This is a genomic window from Ferrovibrio sp., from assembly GCF_965278975.1.
Taxonomy (GTDB): Bacteria; Pseudomonadota; Alphaproteobacteria; order Ferrovibrionales; family Ferrovibrionaceae; genus Ferrovibrio.
In genome coordinates, this window is the sequence record NZ_OZ257126.1 from 346,239 (window position 1) to 362,074 (window position 15,836).

Genomic DNA, 15,836 nt, shown 5'->3' on the forward strand with positions numbered 1-15,836 from the left:
ACGGAAGGGCAACGCGATGCCGGCAAACGGCACGGCGACACTGGCGAACAGCAACCCCGCAGCAGGCAGCCACACTGCCAAGGCGGCAATCGATTATGGCGATCTGCCAGAATTGATCGGCTATGTGCTGCGCCGCGCGCAGTTGCGGCTCTATGAGGATTTCTATGCCGCGATGCGCGGCACCGGCATCAGCCCGGCATTGTTCTCCGCTCTAGTGCTTGTAGAGCGCAACCCCGGTGTGCAGCAGGGCCATCTCGGCCAGGCGCTGGGTGTGGCTCGCTCCGGCGCCATGACCATGGTGGACCGCCTGGAGCGGCTTGGCCTGGTGCTGCGCCAGCCTTCACCCCGCGACCGCCGTGCCTATGGCCTGCACCTGACACCAAAAGGGCAGAAACTCGCCGCCAGCCTTCGCGCCAAAGTGGCCGACCATGACCACCGCATCGGCCACCGCCTGGATGCCGCTGAAAGGCGGCAATTAATGGAGTTGCTGCAACGGATTTAGGGGGCAAAGCCAGCCCTGGGGACTTTGTGTGGCGCGGATGATCCGCTAAAGTTACAAACCAAGGCCGGACAGACACGTTCCGGCACGGAATTTCGGGAGGAACACATGACCAAGAAGCTTACCCGCCGGCAATTCGGCCAGACGGCCGCTGCGGCTGCCGCGCTCACCGCCGGCACCGCCCCGTTCAATATCGTTCGCGCTCAAGCGCGCGTGCTGAAGATCGGCTCGATCCACCCGCGCTCCGGCTTCCAGGCCCAGCTCGGCCTCGCCTGCCAGCGCGGCATCGATATCGCCCCGGGCGTGCTCAAGGGCCTCGGCATCAATGCCGAAGTCGAAATCATGAACGCCGATACCGAATCGAACGTCGATATCGCCCGCAGCCGCGCCGAAAAGCTGGTGAATGACGGCGCCAACGTGCTGATCGGCGCCTTCGACAGCGGCCAGTCCGCCGCCATCGCCCAGGTGGCCGAGCAGAAGGGCGTGCCATACATCATCAACGTCGCCGCCGCGCCGCAGATCACCGAGCAGGGCTACAAGTTCGTGTTCCGCAACTTCCCGACCGCGCCGATGCTGGTCGGCGATGGCCTGGCGCTGATGAAGACCGTGTTCGCCCAGAGCGGCGTGACGCCGAAAACCGCGGTGTTCATGCATGCCAACGACACCTTCGGCCAGTCCATGGCCGGTGCCATCAAGGCGATGGCCCCGCGCTTCGACCTGCCGTTCCAGATCGTCGAAACCATCAGCTACGATCCGCAGGCCAAAGACCTTTCGGTGGAAATCGCCAAGGCCAAGGCGACCAATGCCGACATGGTGATGCCGGTGACCCGCCTGAACGACGCCATCCTGCTGATCCGCGAGATGGTGAAGCAGCGCTGGGAGCCGAAGGTGATCATGAGCCCCGGCGCGCCGGGCTTCTATGAAGGCCAGTTCTACCGCACGCTCGGCAAGTATTCCGATTACCTGCTGACCAATGTGCCGTGGTACAATCCGCGCGCCAGCATGACGCAGAAGCTGCTCGATGCCTTTACCAAGGCCTATCCGAAGGAGCTGTTCGAGCTGAATGTCGGCTTCTCCTTCGAGGCCATGCTGGTGGCGGTGGAAGCCTTCAACCGCGCCAAGAGCACCAATGGCAAGGAACTGGCCGATGCCATCCGCGCCACCAAGATCACCGACCATGTGATGGCCGGCGGCACGCTGGAATTCGATGCCAAGGGCCAGAACACCAACATCAAGTCGGTGACGCTGCAGAATATCGGCCAGCGCCCGAAGGTGGTGCTGCCGCTCAACGTATCGGAAGACAACCTGCTGCTGCCGATGCCGAGCTGGAACAAGCGCGCCTGATCTGACTTAACCCTCAAATGGCACCCACGGCGTTAGCCGCGCCGTGGGTGTTTTGCATGCGATGCCGATTGAACTCATCCTCAATGTAACCCTGCAGGGACTGCTGACCGGCCTGGTCTATGGCCTGATGGCGCTTGGCCTCAGCGTCATTTTCGGCGTGGTGCGCGTGGTGAATTTCGCCCATGGCGAGATGATGACCATTGGCATGTATGGCGCCATCGTCGCCTTCGGCGCCTGGCAGATCGACCCGCTGATCAGCATGGTGCCGATTGCCGTGCTGCTGTTCGCGCTCGGCTATGCCATGCAAGCCCTGCTGATCAATCCCTTCATCAACCGGCCGGAACATAGCCAGTTCATGCTGCTGGCTGCCGTCGCCATCATCATGGTGAACGGCCTGCTGATGATCTTCGGGCCCGATGCCCGCACCACCCTGGTGGATTACGCCCTCGATTCCGTCGAGATCGGCCCGCTGCTGGCCGACAAGGTGCGTCTGATCACCGCCGGCCTGGCGCTGCTGATCACCGCCGGGCTGTTCGCCTTCTTCCGCCTGTCGCTCACCGGCAAGGCGATCCGTGCCTGCGCAGACAATTACCTCGGCGCCCTGGTGGTCGGCCTCAATGTCAGGCGGCTCTACGCCTTCACCTTCGGCCTCGGTTCGGCCTGCGTCGGCGCCGCCGGCGCCATGATGGTGCTGCTGATCGACGTGACGCCCAGCCTGGGGCCCGCCTTCACGCTGCAGGCCTTCGTCATTGTCATCGTCGGCGGCCTCGGCTCGATGCCCGGCGCCCTGCTCGGCGGCGTGCTGATCGGCCTCTCGGAAGCATTGTCCGGCCTGTTCTTCGCGCCTTCGGCCAAGAGCATGTTCGCCATCGCGCTGCTGATCCTGGTGCTGCTGTTCCGCCCCCAGGGCCTGCTGGGCAGGAAGCCGTCATGATAGACCGTCTCACCGCTGGCGTGCCGAAGCGCGCCCTCCTCCTGCTCGCCCTGCTGCTTGGCGCCTTCCTGGTGGCCCCCTTCCTGGTCGATCCCTATGTGCTGTCGATCCTGATCCTGGTGCTGTATTTCGCCTATACCGGCCAGGCCTGGAACGTGATGATGGGTTTCTGCGGCCAGCTTTCGCTTGGCCATTCGCTCTATGTCGGCCTTGCCGCCTATACCGCCGCCGCGCTCTATGTGCATTTCAAGCTGCCGCCGACGGTGGGCGTCTTTGCCGCCATCGGTGTCAGCATGGCATTTGGCGCCGGCATCGGCTTCCTTGCCTTCCGCTTCGGCATCGGCGGTACTTACTTTGCCCTGCTGACGATTGCGTTTGCTGAATTCACCCGCGTCGGCTTCGACCATTTCGCCTGGGTGAACGGCTCCGGCGGCTTCTTCCTGCCGGTGGCACAGTATACCAGCAATGACCTGCTGAACCTGCGCGGCCGACCGGTGATGTTCTACTACCTGCTGCTGGCCTTCACCGTCGCCGCCTTCATTTTCTGCCGCTGGCTGCTCACCGGCCGGATCGGCTATTACTGGCTGGCGATCCGCGAGGACCAGGATGCGGCGCAGACGCTGGGCATCAACACCTTCCGCTACAAGATGCTGGCGGTGCTGATCTCCAGCGGCATGACCGCGATCAGCGGCGTGTTCTTCGCCTTCTATTACAACAACCTGTTCCCCGAGCAGATATTCAATATCAGCCGCTCCATCGAACTGATCCTGGGGCCGATCATCGGCGGACTGGGTTCGCTGTTCGGCCCGATCCTCGGCGCCTTCGTGCTCACCGTGCTGGCCGAAGGGCTGTATGAAGTGCTGCATGGCCTGGGCTACGACATTCCCGGCATCAAGCATGTGTTCTACGGTATCTGCCTCGCCGCCGTGATCATGTATCTGCCGCATGGCATCTGGCCGCCGCTCCGTCGCCGCCTGGGCCTGGAGAGCAAGTCATGAACGCGCCCCTGCTGCAGGTCGATGGCATTTCGAAAAGCTTCCGTGGCCTGAAGGCGGTGTCGCGGGCCTCGCTGGAGGTGCCGCGTGGCGGCATCGTCAGCCTGATTGGCCCGAATGGTGCCGGCAAAACCACCTGCTTCAACATGATCGCCGGTGTGTTCAAGCCCGATGAAGGCAGCGTGACACTGGAAGGCCGCCGCATCGACGGCCTGCGCCCGGACCAGATCTGCCATGCCGGTGTCGGCCGCACCTTCCAGCTGGTGAAGCCGTTCAAGGAACTGAGTGCGCTCGACAACGTGATCGTTGGCGCGCTGCGCACCGAGCCGGATGCACGCAAGGCAGCGAAGGCGGCGGAAGCGATCCTGGATCAGCTCGGCATGCTGGACAAGCGTGACCAGCCGGCGGCGCAGCTCACCCTGCCGGAACGCAAGCGCCTGGAAGTGGCGCGCGCGCTGGCGACCAAGCCGACCATCCTGCTGCTGGATGAAGTGATGGCCGGCCTGCGGCCGACCGAAACCGACCAGATGGTGGCGGTGTTCCGCGAGTTGAACCAGAAGCATGGCCTGACCATCCTGCTGATCGAGCATGTGATGCGCGCGGTGATGGCGCTGTCGCAGCAGGTGGTGGTGCTGCACCATGGCGAGGTGATTGCGCGCGGCGAGCCCGAGGCCGTGGTGCGCGACCCGGCGGTGCTGGAATGCTATCTCGGCGAGGAGGCTGCCGTATGAGTCTCGAAATCGAAGGCCTCGACGTATTCTATGGCGATGCCCAGGCGCTGGATGGCGTGAGCCTGAAAGCCGCCGAGCGCAGCATCGTCGCCATCGTCGGCGCCAATGGCGCCGGCAAGTCGACCCTGATCCGCACCATCGCCGGCATCGAGCCGCCGCGCCAGGGCCGCATCCGCTACAAGGGCCAGGATATAGCCGGCCTGCCGAGCTACAAGGTGTGCAATCTCGGTATCGGCCAGGTGGCCGAGGGCCGCCAGGTTTTCCCGACGCTGAGCGTGCTGGAAAACCTGCAGATGGGCGCCTTGCTGCCGCGCGCGCGCGGCAAGGAAAAGCAGACGCTGGAGGAAATCTTCAGCCTGTTCCCGCGCCTCGCCGAACGCCGTGGCCAGCTTGCCGGGACCATGTCTGGCGGCGAACAGCAGATGCTGGCAATCGGCCGCTGCCTGATGGGCCAACCCGAACTGATCATGTTCGATGAGCCATCGCTCGGCCTGGCGCCGGCCGTGGTGCAGGAAGTATTCCGCATCATCAAGCTGCTGCATGAGCGGGGCCTGAGCATCATCCTGGTGGAACAGAATGTGGCGGTGTCGCTGAAACTCGCCGACAGCGCCTATGTGCTGGAGAATGGCCGTATCGCCATGCAAGGCAGCGGCGAGGCATTGCTGCACGACGACCGCGTGCGTCAAGCGTATCTAGGCTTGTGACCGTTCCCTTCTCATGTGGAACCGCTGCGCCGAGGCGGATTTGCGTTGTCGAAACGCTTGCCGGTACGTCTAGTACCGGCTGCGCGATTCTCCTAGCGGCCTACCGCCTCCAGACGCAACGCAGTTGCTTCCACATGAGAAGGGAACGGTCAAAACAACCACGCCGGGTTAATATAACCTTCACCAAATACTGGTGCAGTGTCGCGCCCCATTCAGTATTGCCGTGGAGTGTTTTTTCCGTTGAGTACAGACACCGCCGACCTCATCCAGCGCGGCGACGCGCTTGATCCTGACGCCTGGCATGCGCTGTCGCGCGGCCTGTTCGATGCCTGGCGCAGCATGTGGCCGGAGGGCATGGCCAAAGGCCTGCTGCCGAGCCGCGATCATTTCGATCCGATAGCCGTGCGCCAGTTGCTGCCGCATGTCACATTGTTCGAAGTTCAGCGCGAGCCGCCGCCGATGCGTTTCCGCCTGCGTCTGGTCGGCACCATGATCACTCAGCATCTACATGGCGATCCGACCGGCCGCTGGCTGGATGAACTGAATACCGATCCGCAAACCACCGAAGGCCTGACCTGGGTGGTGGAGAATCGCGGCCCGAGCTGGCGCCGTGGTGCAAAGCGTGCCGGGCCTGGGCGCGATTACGGCAGCGCCGAAACCCTGGTGCTACCGCTGGCCGCCGATGGCGTGACAGTGGACCGCCTGCTCGCCCTCAGCATCATCTACGACCCCGAGGGCCGCGCCGTGCTGCGCTAGGCAGCACGGCTTGATCAATCTCAGGCCAGCTTGGCGAAGAAATCGTTGCCCTTGTCGTCAACGATGATGAAGGCCGGGAAATCCTCGACCTCGATCTTCCACACCGATTCCATGCCGAGCTCGGGATATTCGAGCTGCTCGACCTTCTTGATATTGTTCTTGGCCAGGATCGCCGCCGGGCCGCCGATCGAGCCGAGATAGAAACCGCCATATTCCTTGCAGGCATCGGTCACCTGCTTCGAGCGGTTGCCCTTGGCCAGGCTGATGAAGCCGCCGCCATTCTGCATCAGCATGCCGACATAGGAATCCATGCGGCCGGCGGTGGTGGGGCCGAAGGAGCCAGAGGCATAACCATCCGGCGTCTTGGCCGGGCCGGCATAATAGATCATGTGGTTCTTCACATAATCCGGCAGGCCCTCGCCGCGCTCGACACGCTCGGCGAACTTGGCATGCGCGAGGTCGCGGGCCACGATCAGCGTGCCGCTGAGCGACAGCCGCGTTTTCACCGGATACTGCGACAGCAGCTTGCGGATCTCGCTCATCGGCTGATTGAGGTTCACCTTCACCACGGTCGCGGAGAGCGCATCCTCCGTGGCCTCGGGCAGATACTTGGCCGGATCGGTCTCAAGCTGCTCAAGGAACACGCCATCCTTGGTGATCTTGCCCAGCACCTGGCGGTCGGCGGAGCAGCTCACCGCCATGCCGATCGGCACGCTGGCGCCATGGCGCGGCAGGCGGATGACGCGCACATCATGGCAGAAATACTTGCCGCCGAACTGGGCGCCGATGCCGTTGTTGCGCGAGAGTTCGAGTACGGTCTGCTCCATCTCGAGATCGCGGAAGGCATGGCCGGACGGGCTGCCCTGGGTCGGCAGGCTGTCGAGATAGCGCGCCGAGGCAAGCTTGGCGGTTTTCAGATTCTGCTCCGCCGAAAGGCCGCCGATGACAATGGCAAGGTGATAGGGCGGGCAGGCCGCTGTGCCCAGCGTCTTGATCTGGGTATCGAGGAACTTGACCAGATTCTCGCCACGCAGCACGGCGGGGGTCTGCTGGTAGAGATACGTCTTGTTGGCCGAGCCGCCGCCCTTGGCGATGAACAGGAACTTGTAGGCATCGCCCTCGGTGGCATAAAGCTCGATCTGCGCCGGCAGGTTGGTGCCGGTATTCACTTCCTTGAACATGCTCAAGGGCGCCAGCTGCGAATAGCGCAGGTTGGTCTCGGTATAGGTGCGGTAGACGCCGTGGCTCAACGCCGCTTCATCGTTGCCTTCGGTCCAGACATACTGGCCCTTCTTGCCGATCACGATGGCGGTGCCGGTATCCTGGCAGGATGGCAGCACGAAGCCCGACGAGATATTGGCGTTCTTCAGCAGCTCCAGCGCCACGAAGCGGTCGTTGTCGGAGGCACCCTTGTCTTCCAGGATGGCGCGCAACTGCGCCAGATGGCCGGGGCGGAAGAGATGCGCGATGTCGCGCATGGCGGCGAAAGTCAGATCGCTCATCGCCTTGTCGCTGACCTTCAGCACGCGCCGACCGGCCACCTCGATGCTTTCCACGCCGTCGCTGGAGAGCTTGCGGTAGGGCGTGCTGTCCGGGCCAAGCGGAAAGAGGTCCTGGTAGCTGAAATCAGGCATGATGCTCTCGCTGGTATGGCGCGGCAGGGCGGGCCGCGCTATCGGGGGAATAGTTACGGCGGGGCTTTAAGTCTTTTTCTTGCGGAAGGCATCCAGCGCCACCACTTCGCCGGTGGTCGGCTTCGGCGCTTCCGCCGGCGCTTCATCACCCGAAGCTTCAGCCGCCGGTGGCTCCACTGCCAGAGCGGCGCCGCGTGCCAGACTCTCGGCCGAGGGCTGCACACGGAACTGCAGACCGAACTGCACGCTCGGATCGGCAAAGGCGGTGAGCGCCGCATAGGGCACTATCAGGCGCTCAGGCACCTTGTTGAAACTCAGCGTGACCTGGAACTTTTCCTCGCCCGGCTCCAGGCCCCAGAACTGGTGCTGCAGCACGATGGTCATCTCGTCCGGATAGCGTTCGTGCAGATAGGGCGGGATTTCCACGCCGGGCTGGTCGGTGCGGAAGGTGATGTAGAAATGGTGGTTGCCGGGCAGGCCGAATTCGGCGGCACGCTTCAACGCATCGCGCACCGCGCCACGCAGTGCGTTTTCGACCAGGAGGTTATAATCGAGCAGCTTGCCGGCCATGCCTGTTACAGGGGTGGGGTGCGAGTTGCCGCCATCATAACCCAAGGCTGCCCCAGACTTCAATTCCGGGCAACGTAAATGCCGGAAAACGCAAGGCTATACGGGAGATAGCAGAAATAAGCGGGGGGTTTCTGTTGCCCGGCACCCCCCAAGCCGCGCTTACCTAATTAGGCAGCGAGTGCTACGGAGTTATCGTTCGCACTTAGGATTTGACCCGATAACGGCGGTATCATGCCGGGCAAAAACCGATCCTTTATTGCGCATGTCGAGCCTGATTCGCCCCCATCATCAGGCCAGGGCGGCGGTCTGCCGAAGCCTGGCCTCATGGTGGAGGCGCCGGGTACTGCCCCCGGGTCCATTACGCCTATTCCGAGCGGCGTTTATCGCCATAGCCGGCAAGCCGGCAGGGATAGATATAAGGCTTCCCGAAGGCGTTTTGAAGGGTCTATAAAGTCCGGCCTTCAGCCGGGGCGCCCGATTCCCGGGACCCCTCCCAGGGAGCCGCCGATGTCCGTCACGCCCGAACAAGCCGCCGAAATTGCCGCGCTGCGCAGCCAGAGCCAGCCGACCCGGCGCGCCACGGTGCCGGAACTGGAGGAAATCCTTTACGAACCGCTCACCGTACTCGACCACGGCTTCGTGCGCGTCATCGACTATATGGGCGACGATGCGGCGGTGGTGCAGGCGGCACGCGTCTCCTATGGCCGGGGCACCAAGAAGGTCAGCGAGGATCGCGGCCTGATCAACTACCTGATGCGCCATCGGCACACCACGCCGTTCGAGATGTGCGAGATCAAGTATCATGTGAAGCTGCCGATCTTCGTGGCGCGGCAATGGATCCGCCACCGCACCGCCAATGTGAACGAATATTCCGCGCGCTACTCGATCCTGGACAAGGAATTCTACCTGCCGGCGCCGGACCAGCTGGCGGCGCAGGCCACCACCAACCGCCAGGGGCGCGGCAACCTGCTGACCGGGCCGGAAGCCGAACGCGTGATGGAACTGCTGAAGCGCGACGCCTCTCAGACCTACGATTCCTACGAGGAAATGCTGAACGAGCGCCCGGATGGCAGCCGCGTCGATGAGGACCGCTCCGGCCTGGCGCGCGAACTGGCGCGCATGAACCTGACGCTGAACTACTATACCCAGTGGTACTGGAAGACCGACCTGCTGAACCTGCTGCACTTCCTGTCGCTGCGCGCCGACAGCCATGCGCAATACGAAATCCGCGTCTATGCCGATGCGATGCTGGATACGGTGAAACGCTGGGTGCCGGCCTGCTACGACGCCTTCGTGGAATACCGCATCGGCGGCGCCAGCCTTTCGGCCACGGCACTGAAAACAGTGCGCCGCCTGCTGGCCGGCGAGGCTGTCGACCAGGCTTCCTCCGGCCTTTCCGCCCGCGAATGGCGCGAGTTGCAGGCCGTGCTCAATCCGGGGAATTGATCGCCGCCAGAGCAGCGCGGCGATTGACCATCCAGCCGGCCCAGCCAAGCAGGGCCGTGGCGGCGTAGGCTAGGCCCAGAGTCAGGGTGTTGCCCGCCGGCAGCAACCCCATCACCATGGCGCCAAGGCCGCCAGCGGCATTCTGCATGAATCCGGCCAGCGCCGAGCCCGCCCCCAAAGCCTTCGGGTTGGCCCCGGTGGCGCCGGCCACCGCTGCCGGTACTGCGATACCCATGCCCGCCGCCCAGATGATACGGCAGCCGATCACCACCGCCACGCTGTCGCCCAGCAGGGCGGTGAGCAATGGCAGGCTGCAGCCGCCCAGCAGCATCGCCGCAATGCCCAGTTCGATCAGCCGCGCCGTGCCCAGCCGCATGGCATAGAGCGAACAGAACAGCGAGCCGAGGAAGAAACCGCCGCCGCCCAGGGCCAGCAGCAGGCCGGCAACCGCCGGACGCAGCCCCAGGGTTTCGATCAGCACCGCCGGTGCCGCCGCATTGAAGCTGTGCAGCCCGGCGAAGATCCCGACAATCACCCCGCCGAAACCGAGGAAAGCCCGCGAAGCGAGCAGGCCACTATAGTCACGCAGAATGCCGCCGAGCATCGAACCCTGGCGGCGCACCGGCCGATGGGTCTCGCCCAGCCAGATGCACAGCAGCACCAGCGCACCCGCAGTGACAGCAGCAGAGATGAGGAAGTTTCCCCGCCACCCGATGAATTCCTGCACCAGACCGCCAAGCAGGGGCGAGAAGATCGGCGCCAGCGCCAGGGTGGCGGTAACCACCGCCGTCGCGCGTGCCGCCTCGGCGCGATTGTATACATCGAACAGCACGGCACGACCGATCACCAGGCCAGCGGAAGCCGCGAAGCCCTGAATGGCGCGCAGCCAGCAAAGCTGCTCCAGCGTAGTGACAAAGGCACAGGCCGCACTTACCAGCGCCAGCACGGCCAGACTCCCAAGCATCAGCCAGCGCCGCCCCCAGCGGTCACTCAATGGCCCGAACACAAGCTGCCCGCCAGCATATGCGGCCAAATACACCATGAGCGTGAAAGGCATTGCATCCACCGGCACGCCCAGCACCATGCTGAGGCTGGGCAGCGACGGCAGATACATCGTCGCGGCCAGGATGCCATTGGCATTCACCACCCCGAGCAGCGCGAGCAGGCCTGGCGGACGGGGGGCGACTGATTCGGTCATATTTCGCCATTGCGAGAGGAACGGAAAATGTCAGCGCGACAAAAAAATTCAGACGGCTGATTACTAGTCGTTAACAAGCCTCAGTAGAATCGTTCAATTGGTTGGCTTCGCAAGGGTTAAAGTATATAGAGATTTGGTTGGAATAAGCCATATCTGCGGGTGGGTTAAGTCGCCAGGCCGGGAGCGTCGGACAGTCGCATGTCGGAAAAAATCGATTTCAGCCATGTGCGCTTCCTCATCGTCGATAACAATCGACTGATGGGCAAGCTGGTCAAGGATATCCTGGCCATGCTTGGCGCCGTGCAGATCAGCCTGGCCCGTGATTATGACAGCGCGCTCGGCTCGCTGCGCTCGGGCCATATTGATGTCTGCGTCACCGAATGGAATCTCAAGCCGCGCAGCGGCCTTGAACTGCTCGATTTCATCCGCAATGACGCCACCTCGGCCGACCGCCTGCTGCCAGTGATCATGCTCACCGCCAATTCCGAAATGGAATACGTGGTCGAATCCCGCGATGCCGGCGTCACCGAATTCCTCGCCAAGCCCTTCACCGCCGATGGTCTCTATCGCCGCCTTGTTTCGGTGATCGCCCGGCCGCGTGACTTCGTCAGCGTGCGTGGCTATTTCGGCCCCGACCGTCGCCGCCAGCAGATCCCGTTTGATGGCGCCGACCGCCGTACGAAGGATTGATGCAGGTGTCGGAGGATTCACGGCCGGCACGCCCGGTCCACATCCCGAACCGCGGCGAACTCAAGCGCAAGGCGGTGAACTACAAGAAGGGCCTCGACCTCAGGCTTGATGATGCCCTGCGGCAGAAGATGGATGCCCTGGTGCAGGCCTCGGCCAGCGCCTTCCTGGATGAGACCGCCGAGCAGATCAAGGAGTTGCGTGAGCGCATCAGCGCCGCCATCAGCTCCTCAGCTGAGGAGCGCCGCGCGCTGGTCGAGGATGTGCGCGAGCAGGCCTTCCAGATCAAGGGCATGGGCGGTGTGTTCGGCTACCCGCTGCTCACCGAATTTGCCAAATCGCTGCATGATTTCCTGAAAACCATCGATGGCGACCTCGACGATCTGCAGCTCGAAATCGTCTCCATCCATATCGACACGCTGTATGTGGTGGTGGCACACAAGATCAGCGGTTCCGGCGGCGCCCTGGAGGCACAGCTCCGCGCCTCGCTGAAAGCCGCCGTGGAAAAGGCAAAAGCCAAGGAATCCCAGGCTTAGGCCAGGTCCGGCCAGCCACCCTGGCTGGACTAAAGCCCCCCGGCGCCCTATAAACCCGCTTATGCGCCCGACCACTCCCCTGCCCTTCGTGAAGATGCACGGCCTCGGCAACGATTTCGTTGTCCTGGATGCGCGCGCCCATGCGGTGCCGCTGGAGCAGGCCGCCATTGCCCGGCTGGCCGACCGCCGCCGTGGCGTCGGCTTCGACCAGATGATCACCATTGAACGCTCCGGCAAGGCCGATGCCTTCATGCGCATCCACAATGCCGATGGCGGCGAGGTGGAAAGCTGTGGCAATGCGGCACGCTGTGTTGCCAGCCTGCTGATGCATGAGACCGGCAAGGCAAACGTCAGCATCGACACGCTGGGCGGCTGGCTGAACGCCAAGCGCGCCGATGCCGCCAGTGTCGAGGGTCTGGTCACCGTCGATATGGGCGAGCCGCGTTTCGACTGGCAGCAGATTCCCTTAAGCCGCGCCATGGATACCGCGACACTGGATTATGCCCATGCGGGCTACAGCGCACCGGGTGCCGTGAATGTCGGCAATCCGCATGTGGTATTCTTTCCCGGCGACGTGGAAGCCGTGCCGCTGACCATGATCGGGCCGCAGATCGAACATGACCCGCTGTTCCCGCAGCGCATCAATGTCGAATTCGCCCAGGTGCTGGCGCCGGACCGTATCCGCATGCGGGTGTGGGAGCGCGGTGTCGGCATCACCAAGGCCTGCGGCACCGGCGCCTGCGCCACCCTGGTGGCAGCGGCACGCCGTGGCCTCTCGGCGCGCCGCGCCGACGTGGTGCTGGATGGCGGCGTGCTGAACATTCATTGGGCGGCCGACAACCACATCTACATGACCGGCCCGGCCACCGAATCTTTCCGCGGCACCATCCCCCCCGCCTTCTGGCTCGACGAACCGGCGGCGGCCTGAACCGCAATGACGGTTGACGTGTTGAGCTTCGGCTGCCGGCTCAACGCCTATGAAGGCGAGGCCGTGCGCGCCAGACTCGGCGAACTCGCCCTCGATAATTTTGTGGTGGTGAATACCTGTGCGGTCACGGCGGAAGCCGAAAAGCAGGCACGCCAGGCGATCCGCCGGCTGCGCCGCGAACAGCCGGATGCCCGCATTGTCGTCACCGGCTGCGCCGCGCAGGTAGCGCCTGAACGTTTCGCTGCCATGGCGGAAGTCGATCATGTGCTTGGCAACCGTGAGAAGCTGGATCCCGCCGCCTGGCGGCAACTGGGCCAGGCCCGTATTGCCGTGGGCGACATCATGGCGGCAACGCTGCCGGCGATTGCCCCCGAGCAGGCATGTGCAACCGTCAGCGAATTTCCCGGCCGCCCGCGCGCCTATCTGGAAATCCAGCAGGGCTGCGACCACCGCTGCACCTTCTGCATCATTCCCTATGGCCGTGGCCCCAGCCGCTCGCTGCCGCTTGGTGCGGTGGCCGAACAGGCCCGCGCCCTGGCGCAGCGCGGCTATCGCGAATTCGTGCTCACCGGCGTCGATATCACCAGCTATGGCCATGACCTGCCGGGCCAGCCGAGTCTGGGCCAGGCAGCGCGGCGGCTGCTGGCGCTGGTGCCGGAAATCCAGCGGCTGCGCTTCTCGTCCCTGGATCCGGCCGAGATCGATGCCGACCTGCTGCGGCTCTATGCCGAGGAGGAGCGCGTGATGCCGCATGCGCATCTCAGCCTGCAGGCGGGTGACGACCTGATCCTAAAGCGCATGAAGCGCCGCCATAGCCGCGAACAGGCTGTGCGCATGGCCGAGACGTTGCAGCGGCTGCGCCCCGGCATCGCGCTGGGTGCCGACCTGATCGCCGGTTTTCCCACTGAGGACGACGCCGCCTTCGAGCGTTCGGCGGCACTGATCGAGGAAATGCCGCTGGCCTTCCTGCATGTCTTTCCGTTCTCGCCGCGCGAAGGCACGCCGGCAGCGCGCATGCCGCAGGTCCCCATCGCCGTCCGCAAGACGCGAGCAGCGGAACTGCGCCGGCGCGGCACTGTTGCGCAGCAGCGTTTCCTGCAAAGCCGTGTTGGCCGCGAGGCCAGCATTCTGGTGGAGCAGGAAGGTCTCGGCCGCGACGAGACCTATGCCCCCGTGGCTTTGCCGCCGGGGCTGCCGAAAGGCGCCATCCTGCAAAGCCGGATCGGCGCCGCGCGTGATGGCAAACTTTGGCTGGAGGCCGCCTGATGAGCGAGGAAGCAGCGCCGAAACTTGGCTGGTTCGGCCGCCTCAAGCAGGGCCTGTCGCGTTCCGCCAGTGCGCTCGGCGACCAGATCACCGGCCTGTTCACCAAGCGCAAGCTGGACCAGGAAGCGCTGGACGAGTTGGAGGAAACCCTGATCGGCGCCGACCTCGGCGTCGCTACCGCTGCCCGCATCGTGCAGGATATCGCCCGTAGCCGCTTCGACAAGGAAGTGACTTCGGAGGAAATCCGCGCCGCGCTGGCCGAAAGCCTCGCCCCGATCCTGAAGCCGGTGGAAAAGCCGCTGGACCTCGATGGGCCGAAGCCGCAGGTGGTGCTGGTGGTTGGCGTCAATGGTGTTGGCAAGACCACCACCATCGGCAAGATCGCGCAGCGCAGCCGCGAGGCCGGCAGGAAAGTGGTGATGGCCGCTGGCGACACATTCCGCGCCGCCGCCGTGGAGCAGTTGAGCATCTGGAGCCAGCGCACTGGCGCCACTATCGTAAAAGGCGAAACCGGTGCCGATGCCGCGGGCCTTGCCTTTGAGGCCCTGACCCAGGCCCGCGAAGCCGGTGCCGACCTGCTGCTGATCGACACCGCCGGCCGCCTGCACAACAAGGCCGACCTGATGCAGGAACTGGCCAAGATCGTGCGTGTGATCAAGAAGCAGGTACCCGAAGCGCCGCATCATGTGCTGCTGGTGCTGGATGCCACCACCGGCCAGAATGCCGTGAACCAGGTCGCCACCTTCAAGGAAATCTGCGATGTCTCCGGCCTGGTGGTGACCAAGCTGGATGGCACGGCACGCGGCGGTGTGCTGGTGGCGATTGCCGACAAATTCGGCCTGCCGGTGCATTTCGTCGGCGTTGGCGAGACCGCCGCCGACCTGCAGCCCTTCTCCGCCGATGCCTTTGCCCGCGCGCTGGCCGGGCTGGAGCAGAAGGGCTAATTACACGCCCCCGCTGCTATACACCCCCGACCCGCTGTTACACACCCCCGCTCCGCTGCTACACACCAGGAGCATCGGGCGGATTGCCAAAGGCAGCAAAATCGCGTTTGCCGCGCACCTCGCGCCAATGATGCAATGCCCAGAGCACACTGGGGAAGGCCAGTTCATTCCATGGAATCTCGTCCCACAGGAACAGCTTCGCATCGAGTGACTCGATCCCGGGATTGAGTTCCGGCCCCGGCAGCGTGGCGCGGTACATCATCTGCACCTGGCTGATACGCGGTATGTTGTATACGGCCAGCAATGCATCGATCCGAATAGTGACCCCGGCTTCCTCCATTGCTTCGCGGGCAGCGCCTGCTTCCGTCGTCTCACGCTCTTCCATGAAACCGGCGGGCAATGTCCAGAAGCCATGACGCGGCTCTATGGCGCGGCGGCAGAGCAGGATGCGATCGCCATAGCTGCACACCGCACCAACCACGATCTTGGGATTGACGTAATGAATCCAGCCGCAATCGCCGCAGACCAGACGCGCCTTGTCGTCGCCGTCCGGCACCTGGTGCGTGAAGCCGAAATCGCTGGGTCGCTGGATCGCCATCACGACAAGTTTATATTCTGCACACCCTGGTTGGCAAACGGCCCCGGTCCAGCGTAGGCTGATTCC

17 protein-coding genes and 1 other RNA gene are annotated in these 15,836 nt (G+C 64.0%); 13 read left to right on the top strand and 5 right to left on the bottom strand.

What is annotated here, in order from left to right; all coding sequences use genetic code 11:
• The first annotated feature begins 16 nt into the window (after positions 1-16).
• From ACQY7X_RS01645 to ACQY7X_RS01675, 7 genes are all read left to right on the top strand, one after another.
• Positions 17-502 carry a MarR family winged helix-turn-helix transcriptional regulator gene (locus ACQY7X_RS01645; RefSeq protein ID WP_428248100.1) on the top strand — a complete coding sequence of 162 codons (486 nt, stop codon included), beginning with the start codon at positions 17-19 and terminating at the stop codon, positions 500-502.
• Positions 503-607: 105 nt separating this feature from the next.
• On the top strand, positions 608-1,843 hold the full coding sequence (locus tag ACQY7X_RS01650) for an ABC transporter substrate-binding protein (RefSeq protein WP_428248101.1): 1,236 nt from the start codon (positions 608-610) through the stop codon (positions 1,841-1,843).
• A gap of 61 nt (positions 1,844-1,904) precedes the next feature.
• Complete coding sequence (locus tag ACQY7X_RS01655; protein WP_428248102.1) at positions 1,905-2,777, top strand: branched-chain amino acid ABC transporter permease; 873 nt, start codon at positions 1,905-1,907, stop codon at positions 2,775-2,777.
• Positions 2,774-3,775 (top strand): branched-chain amino acid ABC transporter permease, encoded by a 1,002-nt coding sequence (locus tag ACQY7X_RS01660; RefSeq protein ID WP_428248103.1) that lies wholly within the window; start codon positions 2,774-2,776, stop codon positions 3,773-3,775. The genes ACQY7X_RS01655 and ACQY7X_RS01660 overlap by 4 nt, the downstream gene beginning before the upstream one ends.
• On the top strand, positions 3,772-4,503 hold the full coding sequence (locus ACQY7X_RS01665) for an ABC transporter ATP-binding protein (RefSeq protein ID WP_428248104.1): 732 nt from the start codon (positions 3,772-3,774) through the stop codon (positions 4,501-4,503). Before ACQY7X_RS01660 ends, ACQY7X_RS01665 begins: the two co-directional genes overlap by 4 nt.
• Positions 4,500-5,207 carry an ABC transporter ATP-binding protein gene (locus ACQY7X_RS01670; protein ID WP_428248105.1) on the top strand — a complete coding sequence of 236 codons (708 nt, stop codon included), beginning with the start codon at positions 4,500-4,502 and terminating at the stop codon, positions 5,205-5,207. The genes ACQY7X_RS01665 and ACQY7X_RS01670 overlap by 4 nt, the downstream gene beginning before the upstream one ends.
• A gap of 240 nt (positions 5,208-5,447) precedes the next feature.
• Positions 5,448-5,963: a PAS domain-containing protein gene (locus ACQY7X_RS01675; RefSeq protein ID WP_428248106.1), complete on the top strand. Its 516-nt coding sequence runs from the start codon at positions 5,448-5,450 to the stop codon at positions 5,961-5,963.
• 20 nt (positions 5,964-5,983) lie between these two features.
• Here the strand turns inward: ACQY7X_RS01675 and ACQY7X_RS01680 are convergent, their stop codons facing one another.
• The 3 genes from ACQY7X_RS01680 to ssrA form a co-directional block, all read right to left on the bottom strand.
• A complete protein-coding gene (locus tag ACQY7X_RS01680) occupies positions 5,984-7,597 on the bottom strand; it encodes a fumarate hydratase (protein ID WP_428248107.1) in 1,614 nt (537 codons plus the stop codon).
• Positions 7,598-7,663: 66 nt separating this feature from the next.
• Entirely contained in the window at positions 7,664-8,167 is a 504-nt protein-coding gene (locus tag ACQY7X_RS01685) for an SspB family protein (RefSeq protein WP_428248108.1), read from the bottom strand.
• A 119-nt stretch (positions 8,168-8,286) separates the two neighbouring features.
• Positions 8,287-8,612: a transfer-messenger RNA gene (gene ssrA / locus ACQY7X_RS01690) on the bottom strand.
• Between the two features lie 62 nt (positions 8,613-8,674).
• Here ssrA and thyX point away from each other — a divergent pair.
• Positions 8,675-9,613: an FAD-dependent thymidylate synthase gene (gene thyX, locus ACQY7X_RS01695; RefSeq protein WP_428248109.1), complete on the top strand. Its 939-nt coding sequence runs from the start codon at positions 8,675-8,677 to the stop codon at positions 9,611-9,613.
• On the opposite strand, the gene ACQY7X_RS01700 is transcribed toward thyX, so the two are convergent.
• Positions 9,597-10,811 carry an MFS transporter gene (locus ACQY7X_RS01700; protein WP_428248110.1) on the bottom strand — a complete coding sequence of 405 codons (1,215 nt, stop codon included), beginning with the start codon at positions 10,809-10,811 and terminating at the stop codon, positions 9,597-9,599. The two genes, thyX and ACQY7X_RS01700, sit on opposite strands and share 17 nt — an antisense overlap.
• A gap of 198 nt (positions 10,812-11,009) precedes the next feature.
• Here ACQY7X_RS01700 and ACQY7X_RS01705 point away from each other — a divergent pair, with 198 nt between their 5' ends.
• The 5 genes from ACQY7X_RS01705 to ftsY all read left to right on the top strand — a co-directional run bounded on the left by ACQY7X_RS01705 (position 11,010) and on the right by ftsY (position 15,172).
• Entirely contained in the window at positions 11,010-11,501 is a 492-nt protein-coding gene (locus tag ACQY7X_RS01705) for a response regulator (RefSeq protein ID WP_428248111.1), read from the top strand.
• Between the two features lie 5 nt (positions 11,502-11,506).
• Entirely contained in the window at positions 11,507-12,034 is a 528-nt protein-coding gene (locus ACQY7X_RS01710) for an Hpt domain-containing protein (protein ID WP_428248112.1), read from the top strand.
• A 61-nt stretch (positions 12,035-12,095) separates the two neighbouring features.
• Positions 12,096-12,962 carry a diaminopimelate epimerase gene (dapF, locus tag ACQY7X_RS01715; RefSeq protein WP_428248113.1) on the top strand — a complete coding sequence of 289 codons (867 nt, stop codon included), beginning with the start codon at positions 12,096-12,098 and terminating at the stop codon, positions 12,960-12,962.
• Between the two features lie 6 nt (positions 12,963-12,968).
• Entirely contained in the window at positions 12,969-14,228 is a 1,260-nt protein-coding gene (gene mtaB / locus ACQY7X_RS01720) for a tRNA (N(6)-L-threonylcarbamoyladenosine(37)-C(2))-methylthiotransferase MtaB (protein ID WP_428248114.1), read from the top strand.
• Positions 14,228-15,172, top strand: coding sequence for a signal recognition particle-docking protein FtsY (gene ftsY / locus ACQY7X_RS01725; RefSeq protein WP_428248115.1), 945 nt, complete (start codon positions 14,228-14,230; stop codon positions 15,170-15,172). The genes mtaB and ftsY overlap by 1 nt, the downstream gene beginning before the upstream one ends.
• 58 nt (positions 15,173-15,230) lie before the next feature.
• Here the strand turns inward: ftsY and ACQY7X_RS01730 are convergent, their stop codons facing one another.
• Positions 15,231-15,770, bottom strand: coding sequence for an NUDIX domain-containing protein (locus tag ACQY7X_RS01730; RefSeq protein WP_428248116.1), 540 nt, complete (start codon positions 15,768-15,770; stop codon positions 15,231-15,233).
• Positions 15,771-15,836: the final 66 nt, after the last annotated feature.